At 58.1% G+C, this 11,492-nt stretch carries 10 protein-coding genes; 5 read left to right on the forward strand and 5 right to left on the reverse strand.

The features are described 5' to 3' along the window. Window positions 1–195: 195 nt before the first annotated feature. From E5S69_RS09040 to E5S69_RS32330, 5 genes are all read left to right on the forward strand, one after another. Window positions 196–1,707 carry an FAD-linked oxidase C-terminal domain-containing protein gene (locus E5S69_RS09040; RefSeq protein WP_043355338.1) on the forward strand — a complete coding sequence of 504 codons (1,512 nt, stop codon included), beginning with the start codon at window positions 196–198 and terminating at the stop codon, window positions 1,705–1,707. A 1-nt stretch (window position 1,708) separates the two neighbouring features. Beyond that, a complete protein-coding gene (gene glcE, locus E5S69_RS09045) occupies window positions 1,709–2,782 on the forward strand; it encodes a glycolate oxidase subunit GlcE (protein ID WP_058698234.1) in 1,074 nt (357 codons plus the stop codon). Between the two features lie 10 nt (window positions 2,783–2,792). Beyond that, a complete protein-coding gene (glcF, locus tag E5S69_RS09050; protein ID WP_043358198.1) occupies window positions 2,793–4,052 on the forward strand; it encodes a glycolate oxidase subunit GlcF in 1,260 nt (419 codons plus the stop codon). A 127-nt stretch (window positions 4,053–4,179) separates the two neighbouring features. Continuing rightward, complete coding sequence (locus E5S69_RS09055; protein ID WP_058698235.1) at window positions 4,180–4,704, forward strand: gamma carbonic anhydrase family protein; 525 nt, start codon at window positions 4,180–4,182, stop codon at window positions 4,702–4,704. A gap of 387 nt (window positions 4,705–5,091) precedes the next feature. Continuing rightward, window positions 5,092–5,457, forward strand: a complete 366-nt coding sequence (locus tag E5S69_RS32330) for a MarR family transcriptional regulator (protein WP_224040759.1) — start codon at window positions 5,092–5,094, stop codon at window positions 5,455–5,457. A gap of 257 nt (window positions 5,458–5,714) precedes the next feature. Here the strand turns inward: E5S69_RS32330 and E5S69_RS09065 are convergent, their stop codons facing one another. From E5S69_RS09065 to E5S69_RS09085, 5 genes are all read right to left on the reverse strand, one after another. After that, window positions 5,715–7,142 (reverse strand): aldehyde dehydrogenase family protein, encoded by a 1,428-nt coding sequence (locus tag E5S69_RS09065; protein WP_171514466.1) that lies wholly within the window; start codon window positions 7,140–7,142, stop codon window positions 5,715–5,717. A gap of 62 nt (window positions 7,143–7,204) precedes the next feature. After that, a complete protein-coding gene (locus E5S69_RS09070; RefSeq protein ID WP_043355327.1) occupies window positions 7,205–8,173 on the reverse strand; it encodes a Bug family tripartite tricarboxylate transporter substrate binding protein in 969 nt (322 codons plus the stop codon). Window positions 8,174–8,204: 31 nt separating this feature from the next. Continuing rightward, on the reverse strand, window positions 8,205–9,401 hold the full coding sequence (locus E5S69_RS09075) for an NAD(P)/FAD-dependent oxidoreductase (RefSeq protein ID WP_058698238.1): 1,197 nt from the start codon (window positions 9,399–9,401) through the stop codon (window positions 8,205–8,207). Next, window positions 9,401–9,598, reverse strand: a complete 198-nt coding sequence (locus E5S69_RS09080) for a ferredoxin (RefSeq protein ID WP_043355325.1) — start codon at window positions 9,596–9,598, stop codon at window positions 9,401–9,403. The genes E5S69_RS09075 and E5S69_RS09080 overlap by 1 nt, the downstream gene beginning before the upstream one ends. Window positions 9,599–9,621: 23 nt before the next feature. Next, window positions 9,622–10,911, reverse strand: a complete 1,290-nt coding sequence (locus E5S69_RS09085) for a cytochrome P450 (protein WP_196765234.1) — start codon at window positions 10,909–10,911, stop codon at window positions 9,622–9,624. Window positions 10,912–11,492: the final 581 nt, after the last annotated feature.

The following is an 11,492-nucleotide window of genomic DNA, read 5'->3' on the forward strand; positions in this document are numbered from 1 at the left end:
CACAATGCATCGCATTCATCGCTCAACGTTTGAGCCTCAGCGCCCGGAAGCAACGCTCCGCCTTGGAGCTGCAGCATCCGTCCAGGCTGATTGCGCGGTTCGCCGGCTCGCTACGGTCGCGCCGTCGCTCCGCACTGATTATCCAATAGACCGGCACAGCACGACGCAGCTTCATCGCACCAGGAGGGCAAAGTCATGAATGCGACGCGTGACGGCTGGTTGGCACATCCTACTGACGCTGAGCGGAGGGAAGCCCGGCGTGCGGAAGTGGTTTCCGCGCTAGAAGGCGTGCTGCCTAGGGACCTTATCCTGTCGCAGCGCGAGGACACCCAGCCATTTGAATGCGATGGCCTTACGGCCTATCGGGCGCAGCCGCTCGTCGTGGTGCTTCCCGAAACAGAAGAGCAGGTTGTTGCCATTCTGCGAACGTGCAAGACGCTCGGTGCGCCCGTCGTGGCTCGGGGCGCAGGCACGGGATTGTCAGGCGGTGCGCTCCCACATGAGATGGGCGTGCTCCTTTCGCTCGCTCGTTTTAACCGGATCGTCAGGGTAGATCCTGTGAGTTGTACCGCAGTGGTCCAATGCGGTGTACGCAACGCCGCAATCAGTGAGGCAGCCGCTACGTATGGGCTGTACTACGCCCCCGATCCGTCCAGCCAGATTGCCTGCACGATCGGTGGAAACGTGGCCGAGAATTCCGGAGGCGTCCATTGCCTCAAGTACGGACTCACGTTGCAGAACGTAATGAAAGTACGGGGATACACCATTCAGGGCGAGGCGATAGAGTTTGGATCGGAAGCCCTTGATGTCCCTGGGCTCGATTTGCTCGGCGTCGTTGTAGGCAGTGAAGGGATGCTCGCAGTGACATTGGAAGTCACCGTCAAGTTAATTCCTAAGCCAGAACTTGCGCGATGCATCGTTGCAAGCTTCGACACCGTCGAAGCCGCTGGTGACGCCGTAGCCAACGTCATCGCGGCCGGCATCATCCCAGCCGGCCTGGAACTGATGGACAAGCCGATGACCGCCGCCGTAGAGGACTTCGTGCATGCTGGCTATGACCTGGACGCGGCCGCAATCCTATTGTGCGAGAGTGATGGGACGGCGTTGGAGGTCGAGGACGAGATTGTGAAGATGAATGCCGTCCTCACCGCCAGCGGGGCCACTCGTCTTGAAGCAAGTCAGGACGAGGCGCAGCGTCTTCGTTTCTGGAGCGGGCGAAAGAATGCATTTCCCGCGACGGGGCGCATGAGCCCGGATTACCTGTGCATGGATTCCACGATTCCTCGCAAGAGTCTCGCTGCGATCCTTCGAGCAATCAGCGAGATGGAGGTGCGCTATGGGCTTCGCTGCGTGAACGTGTTCCACGCCGGCGACGGGAATCTACATCCGCTGATCCTTTTCGACGCCAACAATCCCGAAGAACTGCACCAGGCGGAGCAATTCGGCGCAGAGATTCTGGAAACAAGCGTCACGCTTGGCGGGACGGTGACCGGAGAGCACGGTGTGGGCGTGGAGAAGCTGAACTCAATGTGCGTTCAGTTCTCAGGCGCAGAGCGAGAACAAATGTTTGCGCTGAAACGTGCATTCGATCCGCAATCGCTCTTGAATCCTGGGAAGGTAATTCCGACGCTGCATCGATGTGCCGAATATGGTCGCATGACTGTTCGGCGTGGGATGCTGCCGCATCCAGAAATCCCGAGGTTCTAGAATGACGACGATCCCCACGGAAGTGTCTCATCTGATTGAGACAGTCCTGCATGCAAGAAAAACGAAGACCTCTCTCAACATCGTTGGCGGCGGTACGAAATGCTTCTACGGTGAAGAGCCGTCGGGTGAACCGTGTGATGTCCGGCGCCTCAGCGGAATTTGCAGCTATGAACCGTCTGAGCTGGTTGTCACCGCTCGTGCAGGCACACCGCTAGAAGAACTTGAGGCCGTGCTGGCCGAGCACAATCAGTACCTTGCCTTTGAGCCGCCACGCTTTGCTAAAGGAAGTACTGTCGGAGGAGCGGTCGCGGCAGGTCTGAGCGGGCCAGCACGCGTCGGGGTAGGGTCCATTCGGGACTTCGTTCTCGGCGCGACCATGATTAACGGCAAAGGCGAGCTTCTGACATTCGGCGGGCAAGTGATGAAGAACGTTGCCGGTTATGACGTTTCGCGTCTCCTGGCCGGCTCAATGGGAATACTCGGTGTTATCTGTGAGGTCTCGCTGAAGGTTCTGCCCATTCATTCATCGAGGATCACCCTGGTCATCGAACGCGACGAAGCAGGGGCGTTGTCTCTCTTAAACGGGCTGACTCGGCAAGCATTGCCAGTCAATGCGAGTGCCTGGCACGACGGAAAGCTGTTCCTCCGACTGAGTGGTGCAGCCTCTGCTGTCACGGAAGCCAGAAAGCGTTTGGGCGGGACTGAGCTGGAACCAGACGAAGCGTTGTCCTGGTGGGATGCCGTCCGCGACCACCGCCACGACTTCTTTTCACAGAGCGACGCGCCTCTCTGGCGTGTTTCCGTTCCGGCAGTCTCCCAACCCTTCTTGGCCGCGAATCAGCTTATTGAATGGGGTGGTGCATTGAGATGGCTATACACCGACGATCCCATCGAGGACGTTCGGGAAATGGCGTCATCGCTTGGTGGTCACGCCACGCTGTTCAGGGATCCGCATCATAGGAGCGGCGTGTTCACGCCACCGAGCGATGCGCTCTTCGAGATTCATCGCAATCTCAAGCAAGCGTTTGATCCCGATGGCATCTTCAATGTTGGTCGGCTCTACCCCGGCCTGTAAGGGGCTCCATATGCAGACAAAACTAAGTCATGAGTTTGCCAACACTCCAGAAGGGGCGGAGGCCGAAGAGATTCTGCGCAAGTGCGTGCATTGCGGCTTTTGTACGGCAACGTGTCCGACTTACCTGCTTCTGGGCGATGAACGTAACGGACCCCGGGGACGCATCTACTTGATGAAGCAGTTGCTTGAGGGGGAAGAGGTCACAGCAAGCACCCAACAGAATCTAGACCGCTGCTTGACGTGCCGGAACTGTGAAAGCACCTGTCCCAGCGGTGTCGAGTACGGCAAGCTAGTTCACATTGGGCGGAAGCTAGTCGATGAGCGAATTCCTCGTCCGCCAAAAGACCGCGCGGTGCGTTGGCTGCTGCGTGAGGGGCTAACTTCGCCATTGTTCTTGCCGGCCATGAAGATTGGCCGAATGGTTCGGCCGCTACTTCCTTCCAAGCTCGCCAACAAGCTTACGCCGAGCAGACCTGCGGGTCAGCGCCCAACGCGCCGCCACGCCAGGAAAGTGCTCATGCTCGAAGGTTGTGTGCAGCCGGCGATGATGCCGAACATCAATTCTGCGACCGCGCGGGTACTCGATGCAGCCGACTTTCAGGTTGTAAGTGTTCCTCGAGCCGGTTGCTGTGGCGCGATCCGGCTGCACACCGGAGATCACAAGGGCGGCCTCGATGATATGCGCAGAAACATCGACGCCTGGTGGCCGGCGATTTCCAGCGGTGAAGTCGAGGCAATTGTCATGAACGCGTCCGGCTGCGGCGCGACCGTGAAGGACTACGCCGACTTGCTAAAGCATGACGCGGAGTACGCCGAGAAGGCAGCTCGGGTTAGCGAGTTGACCCGCGACCTGAGCGAATTGCTTCCTGAACTTCTGCCAAGACTGCGCGGCAAAGTCAAAGCGTGCGACAAGCCGGCCTTGGCGTTCCATCCGCCGTGCACGCTGCAACACGGCCAGAAGCTGCGGGGAGTGGTGGAGGAGCATCTGGGACAGTTGGGCTTTTCCGTTCATCGTGCCAGCGTGGAGAGTCACCTTTGTTGCGGCTCAGCCGGCACCTACTCCGTTCTGCAGCCCGAAATTTCACTCCAGCTCAGAGACCGCAAGATCGAGCATCTGAGCGAGAAGCAACCTGACTGCATCGTGTCCGCGAACATCGGTTGCATCCAGCATTTGCAAAGTGGAACGCCCACGCCAGTAAAGCACTGGATCGAGGTACTGGATGATGCAATCGAGCCGGCAGTCCAACCAGAGGAACAAGTATTTATCTAGCGGCAGGGCAAGAAACGGCGTCGAAGTCGGCACGGGCTGCGAGAGCGGCCCATGCAGTAGTGTTTCGCCTCCTGCAAGTAACGCGGTCGGCGAAAAGTTAGTCACATCAAGATAAGAGGAGCATTTTGTGGCGATCTATCGAATTGGAGAGAAAGAACCGACAATTCATCCGAGCTCGTATGTATCCGAGCATGCGGTAATCATCGGCGACGTGGAAATCGCCGAAGACGTGTCCATCTGGCCCGGCGCTGTGATCCGCGGCGACAATGAAAAGATCACGATTAGGCGAGGCGTGAACGTCCAGGAGGGGGCTGTGTTGCACACCGATCCTGGCTTTCCCGTCGAGGTAGGCGAGATGGTCTCCATTGGACACCAGGCGATGCTTCACGGTTGCAAGGTCGGAGCACGTAGTCTGGTCGGCATTCAGGCTGTGATCCTGAATGGATCCGAACTCGGACAACAATGCCTCGTGGGGGCCGGATCCTTGATCGGCGAGCGCAAGAACTTCCCGGCAGGAAGCTTGGTCATGGGCACACCTGCAAAGCAGGTACGTGAACTAACGGAGGAAGTCAAAGCTGCGATCGAGAAGAACGCTGACGACTACATTAACAAGGCGAAGACGTACAAGAAGGACCTGGTCAAGCTGAGTTAGCAAGCTCCGCGCGTCGGCGGATCAAGCGTCGACGCCTTGAGACGAGAGCGCCAGCCAGCGCCTCGTCTCGTCATCCCTCTCCATCAAGATTGGTGCTCCGGCCATCGCGAACGAACGCGACAAGGCCCGGCCTTGAGTTGCTACCCGGCCACAGGCACAGAACCCCTTCACGCGCCGCCGCTGTCTGCGTGGTCGCTACCCTCACCAGTCGGACCATATCGACTCGGTGCCTCCAGGTACTTCGCGCGATCATTCTTCACTGAATCGTTATATCATCTGCTCAGTGATTGCCCCCTTTTTGTAGACATGACAGAACCTACGGTTGAAATGCTTGCGGACGAACTTAGACCCCGCTTGATGCGGATCGTTGTAGCGCTGCGGCGGGAAATGAGAGCGGCGCACGTGCCCCCCGCGCAGAGCGCTGTTCTTAGTGCATTGCTCGTAAGAGGGCCGATGCGAGTTAGCGATCTGGCCAGGAATGAAGGCGTCAGATTGCCTACGATGACGCAGATTGTCGGGCGGATGGTCGACGCCGAGTTAATCGCGCGCTCCGCACCCGTCGGCTCGTACAACAACATGATTCAGATTACTGATGAAGGCCGGGCTGTGGCCGGCAAATTGGCCGCACAGCGGACGGCGGCACTGGGCAAGCGCATGGAGGGATTGACGCCCGAGGAGTTGCAGACGGTGATCGCGATGTTCCCCATCATCGATAAGATGTTCAAAAGAGAACCGTGGCTGGACCACGAGTAATACCAACGAAATCTTCCTGGAAGACGACACGATTCGAGAAGGCTTATCGCTAGCCGGCCGCGCTTGCGCTGCAACTGCGGAGCCATGCAGGGAGTTGTCAGAGTCGCCGAGAGCAACCGCATCGCCCAATATGGGCCGCACTGCCGCGACCTATACGCTAATAAAAAAGGCGCCTAACACTCACTTAGGCGCCAAAACCTGACTGGGAACGTAGCTTCGGGGGAAAGGGCGACGTATCGCCCTTTGCGGCCCCCGATCTACACTTGAGTTACAAATTTCGTGACGAGATAGCCGTCGAACGTCTCGGTCCCACCCTCACTCCCGATACCGCTATCTTTAATGCCTCCAAACGGTGTTTCGGCGAGAGCGCTTCCAAAGTGGTTGATGTTGACCATGCCGGCCTCAAGGCGGGTAGAGACAGCATGCGCTGTCTTCGCTGACTCGGTAAACACGTAAGACGACAGGCCGTAAGTCAGTTTGTTCGCCCGTGCCAGCACCTCATCCAGATCGTCGAATGCTACAACCGGGGCGACAGGGCCGAATGGCTCGCAAGTCATGAGCATGGAGTCGTCTGAAATGTCTATAACGACGCTGGGCGCGAAGAAATGTCCTGTGTCGCTGCACCTGGTCCCTCCCACGACAACCTTTCCGCCGCGCGCTTTGGAGTCGGCAATCAACCCTTCCATTGCAGCAACACGGCGTTGGTTTGCGAGCGGTCCCATCTGTGTCGAGCTGTCTATACCGTTGCCGACCCGCACTGCGCCAATGACGTCCGTAAAACGCCTGAGGAACCTATCGTAAGCCCCGCGCTGGACGAAGAAGCGGGAGGGCGAGACGCATACCTGACCAGCGTTTCGCAGCTTGTAGTTTGCAAGCATCTCGGCGGCGGTATCGACATCCGCATCGTCGAAGACGATTGCAGGGGAGTGACCACCAAGCTCCATAGTGATTCGCTTCATATGGGATCCTGCGAGAGCTGCTAGTTGTTTGCCAACAGCAGTGGACCCCGTAAAGGAGATCTTCTGGACCAGCGGAGATGCAATGAGGTGTGCTGACACCTCCGCCGGGACGCCAAATACAATGTTTAAGCAACCAGGAGGAAGGCCCGCATCATGGAACAGTTGAGCGATCGCCAGCACGGCACTCGGCGTCTCTTCTGGTCCCTTCAGAATGATCGTACAGCCTGCGCCAAGCGCGGCAGAGATTTTCCGGATCGCCTGATTGAAGGGAAAATTCCAAGGGGTGAAGGCTGCGCAGACTCCGACCGGCTGACGTAGCACGAGCTGGCGGACGTTAGGGTTGCGGCTGGGGATCACGCGGCCGTAGATCCGCCGAGCCTCTTCTGCATGCCAGTCCGCATGCTCTGCACAAACCGTTACTTCGCCCACGGCTTCGTGCAGAGGCTTCCCCTGGTCAATGGTCATGTTGCGGCCGATTTCCGGCGCCCTTTGACGGGCGAGCTCCGCAACTTTACGCAAGATTGCACTGCGTTCCAAAGGCGATGAGTCGCGCCACGTCAGGAAAGCTCGATGAGCCGCCTCGACGGCGGTGTCGAGGTCCTCGCGGGTGGCGAGCGGCAGTCGCCCAACGACCTCCTCCGTCGCAGGGTTGACTACGTCCTGGTGTCGCCGGCCTTCAATGCCGAGAAATTCGCCATTGATGTAAAGGGATAATTCTGGATACACAGCGTGTACTCCAATGACTAAGAGGTTAGCTACGAAATTCTGTGCTTGTGACGGAGGTCGATCTATTCGAGCTTAAAATCACCGACCTTAATTACTGCATCAATGCTCTTCTTGCGCTGCTTAAGGTAGCCCTCGAAATCCTCCGGGGACTGCGTAATGACTTCCATTCCAGTGCCTTGCATCCGCGTGCGAAGCTCGCCGTTCTTCAAAATCGTAGCGACATCGCTCTGCATTTTTTTGATTGCGTTCTGGGGCATCTTGGCAGGCGCATACAGGGCGATGGTTCCCGTAAGCTGGACGTCAATCCCCGCTTCCTTGAATGTAGGGACGTTTGGCAGCATAGGCGAGCGTTCTGGCGTCGACACGGCAAAGGCCTTCACTTTTCCAGCCTTAACGAGTTGCGCGATCGGTGCCATATCGATCATGAGCATATCGATCTCGCCTGAAACGATAGCGGGGACACTTTGCCCAGCACTCTTGTAGCCGACTGGGGTCATCTTTACCCCGGTCTTTTGCGCGAACTCCTCCATACCGACACGCATGCCCAAGTTGGCCCATCCGTACGTGAACTTCCCGTTGGCCGCACGAGCTGCCTTAATGAGGTCAGCGAGGTTGTTGTATGGCGCGGAAGCCGGGGTCACCACAACGAGTGGGGTTGCGGCTAGCCCGCTCACAAGGGTGAGTTCCTTGGTGGGATCGACAGCAACAGTGGGGCGCAAGTTTGCGTCGATGATCAACGTGGACGGGGGCATGACCAGAAGGATCGAACCGTCCGGTTCAGCTCGCGCGACAGCCTTGCTGGCGATCGCCCCGTTTGCGCCTGGCCGATTTTCGACGATTACGGGCCGATTCCAGATTTTTGCCAGCTCTTCGCCAACTGCGCGTGCAACTACGTCGGTGCCACCGCCCGGTCCGTAGCCAACAAAGAGCCGGACCGGCAACGGGCCAGATTGCTGGGCGTACAGGATGGAGGGCAGGGCCAGGGAGCAGAGTAGGACTGCTCTGCGGATAGCCGAAGCGGGTTTTGTCATGTTGTCTCCTCTTTTATTATGAAATACAGCCTTAACCTGCTACCGCAGCTGGAGCGTGGCTCTTCGTCCACTCCTCCTTCAACGGCTTGATGTGCTCACGCGCTTTTCTACTGGCGTTCCAACTAAGAACGCCCATCAAAACGTCTCCCTGGTAGTAGCGAAAGATGCAGGAGTCGTCTTTCAGTTGATCCCCTTCGACAACTTCAACGGTGTATTGAGGGCCGATGCGTCCGTAGCTGTGGATTTGGACCTGGTACTGATCCGACCAGAAGAACGGCAGCGGAGCGTATTCAACGCGAGAGCCGAGCATGTTCTTTGCCGCGGCCATCGCCTGTTCGCTTGCATTCGTCCGGTGTTCAATACGCATGTGCTCGCCGTAGCCTTTGTGAAACCACTCTGCAGCATCGCCGGCGGCATATACGTTCGGGGCTGCTTCACAGTATTCATTGCAGACTACGCCGCTGCGGATGTTTAATCCGCTGCACCACTGCACGCTGGGAACTGCGCCGATAGCCACAACAATTACGTCGCAAGCAATCACAACCCCAGTGTCCAAGCGGACTTCGGTAATGGTGCGGTCACGCCATTTCACCTCCCTGAGTTCGCAGTCGTTGTGGAAAACCACGCCGTTGGCTTCATGGAGTTTTTCGATCCGCTTCCCAACGATATCCCCGACTCGCGCCCCGAGAGGAACTTTCGACTTGTCGATGACGGTCACCTCACAGCCGCTGGTCTTTGCAATCGCCGCTAACTCTGTGCCGATGAAGCCCGCGCCGACTACTAGTACCCGCTTTCCGGCAGTCAGATGTTCCCGAATCGCCAGCGCGTCGTTTAAGTTGCGCAGGCTGTAGCAGTTCGCCGCCTGGCTGAGGTTGGGAATCACTCGAGCGTCCGCGCCCGTGGCGATCAGCAAGCGATCATATTGAAGTGTGGAGCCGTTGCTGAGTTGCAGTGAACTGGCGTCCGTATCGAGGCCGGTGGCCGATGTCCCGTCCAGGTAGTGCAGGTTCAGCGCCTTCATGCCGTCTTCGGACACAAGGTTGAGCGCCTCTACCGGACATTCTCCTGCCATCAGCCGCTTTGAAAGAGGAGGGCGGTCATAGGGCATGCCGCCTTCCTTTCCAATCAGCGTGAGCCGCCCTCCCCAGCCCTGTGCGCGCAGCGCTCGTGCTGCCGTGATGCCGGCGGCCGAGGCGCCGGCAACGACGATGTGCTCGGGGGAGTTCATCACTGATCCTCGTGAATCTCGATGGCGAGCGCTGGGCAGATGCCAGCCGCCAGGCGTGCTGATTCGAATTGGTCAGCCGACGGCTCTGCGTTCAAGAGAATGACGATGCCATTGTCCTTTTGGTCGAACAGATCCGGCGCGTTGACGACACATTGACCAGAACCGCAGCACTTTTCGGGGTAGATTGTGATTTTCATGATGCTTCTCATTTAAGTCGGGATTACCAGCGAACAGGGAGTTCCTTGACGCCATACATGAGTGAATCGCCCTTGAACTCAAGGCTTTCCACGGGAACAGCAAGCTCGAGGTTCGGAAACCGCTCCAGCAAGGCGGTGAACATGATCTGCATTTCGAGCCGTGCGAGGGGTTGACCGATGCACTGATGCGGGCCGTATCCGAACGAGACCTGCGTCCTTGAATCTCGGCGAAGGTCGAACACATTCGGATCTTCAAATTTCGAGCTGTCGCGATTGGCCGAGACACTCAGCACTACAACGGGGTCGCCCGCCTGGATCATTTGTCCGTTCACGACAATGTCCTCGGTCGCGACACGACGCTTTCCTGAATGTGTGACATCCAGATAGCGCAGAATTTCTTCCACCGCATTTGGAACGAGGCTTGTGTCTTGTCGAAGCTCATTCCAGATATCCGGTCGTTGCAGGAGGAAAAGCACTCCCATTGCGGTCGTATTCGCCGTGGTCTCGTGGCCGGCAATCAGCAAGAGCCTTGCAAGGGAAACAACGTCCGTTTCGGTGATATCGCCCTTTCGTACGTGATTGACGATGAGGCGGCTGAGGATATCTTCCCCGGGGTTCTCCGATCTCTTCGCCACCAGGCCCTTCAGGTACACCTCGCACAACTCATGATTTGCGGCGATGGCCTCCTCAAGCGTCGCACTACTCGACGTCAGGACCATCGCCAGTTCCTGAAAGAAGTCATGGTCTTCGTACGGAACGCCAAGCAACTCTGAGATCGCCAATGCCGGCGTAGCCAACGTAAAGGCGCTAACCAGGTCGGAGGGTTGAGGCTTTGTTGCGAAGTCGTCCAGCAGCTTGTCTACGATCGCCTGAATCCGCGGGCGAAGGGCCTCGATTTTGCGGATCGAGAATTCACCTGTCAGCATGCGCCGATGCTCTGCATGCTTGGGTGCATCCATGGTGATGAAGGTCCGGTTACTACCCCGGGCAACTTTCATTGCAGCACTGACAGTGGGATAGCCGGGATTCGTAATGTCAGAACTAAAGCGAGGGTCAGACAGGACCGAGCGGACGTCGTCATAGCGCGTAATCAGCCAGGCGATCTTTCCGTCCCAGAGCCTAGCTTGCCCCAAGCCGCTTCCTTGCTGCATCTGGAAGTACACCGGCGGCGGCGACAAAGGATCGACCCGTTCGGGCGGAAAGTCGGGGATGCCGCTGTCCCCGCCAGCGTGCATCGGACACGTGGACTGCGCAGGTGAGGCCGCGTGAAACGGGCAGCCAGTCGACTGCGTGGGGGTTTGGGGGGCGGTCATGAATATGTCTCCGATGGGAAATTGTGAGTACATATTAGGTAGCCTACCTACTATGTGCAAAAGGGGTTTACCCTAATCGGTGCAGAGGATTGACCTCGCGTCACAAATCTCGAGCGGGACCAGGGGTGGGAGAGGAGGGCGTGGCTAGACTGGGGGAGCCCAGTTGGCCTGAAGGCGGGCGACCGCCGATTTCAGTGGTCAAGATATGCCGCCGGTGACCCACTGGGTATGCGCGAGGACTGTTTGCCTTCTGGTTGTTATAGCTCGTCCCAGGGTAGATATGCGGTCCGGCCGGGCTGGCTGACGACAGAGGTCGGTACCGAGTGAGGCGCGGCCGGAGGCCCGCTTGGGACCTGCTGGAGGCCACCTTTGACGCCGGGACCTTCCGTGAGGTCGGGATCGCAGGGCTTCGGTTCTTACCTATGCATAGGCGTGAAAAAACACCCGCATGGACGTGGGGTTAGAAGTGTGCGATCGCCACCACTCGCTGACCAAGGGGGCAGCCTCACGACGCGTTGTTAAAGAGGCGCGGGGGGACAGTGAAGCCGGTGCAAGAAGGCAAGCGAGAAAGCCGAAGCGAC

The sequence above is a fragment of the Cupriavidus necator genome (assembly GCF_013141915.1).
Lineage (GTDB): Bacteria > Pseudomonadota > Gammaproteobacteria > Burkholderiales > Burkholderiaceae > Cupriavidus > Cupriavidus necator_B.

Bases quoted from the DNA above. Each gene is read 5' to 3' on its own strand.
- E5S69_RS09085 (WP_196765234.1), bottom strand. From the start codon at position 10,911: ATGACCGCCCCCCAAACCCCCACGCAGTCGACTGGCTGCCCGTTTCAC.
- E5S69_RS09040 (WP_043355338.1), top strand. From the start codon at position 196: ATGAATGCGACGCGTGACGGCTGGTTGGCACATCCTACTGACGCTGAG.
- glcF (WP_043358198.1), top strand. From the start codon at position 2,793: ATGCAGACAAAACTAAGTCATGAGTTTGCCAACACTCCAGAAGGGGCG.
- E5S69_RS09080 (WP_043355325.1), bottom strand. From the start codon at position 9,598: ATGAAAATCACAATCTACCCCGAAAAGTGCTGCGGTTCTGGTCAATGT.
- E5S69_RS32330 (WP_224040759.1), top strand. From the start codon at position 5,092: ATGAGAGCGGCGCACGTGCCCCCCGCGCAGAGCGCTGTTCTTAGTGCA.
- E5S69_RS09075 (WP_058698238.1), bottom strand. From the start codon at position 9,401: ATGAACTCCCCCGAGCACATCGTCGTTGCCGGCGCCTCGGCCGCCGGC.
- glcE (WP_058698234.1), top strand. From the start codon at position 1,709: ATGACGACGATCCCCACGGAAGTGTCTCATCTGATTGAGACAGTCCTG.
- E5S69_RS09070 (WP_043355327.1), bottom strand. From the start codon at position 8,173: ATGACAAAACCCGCTTCGGCTATCCGCAGAGCAGTCCTACTCTGCTCC.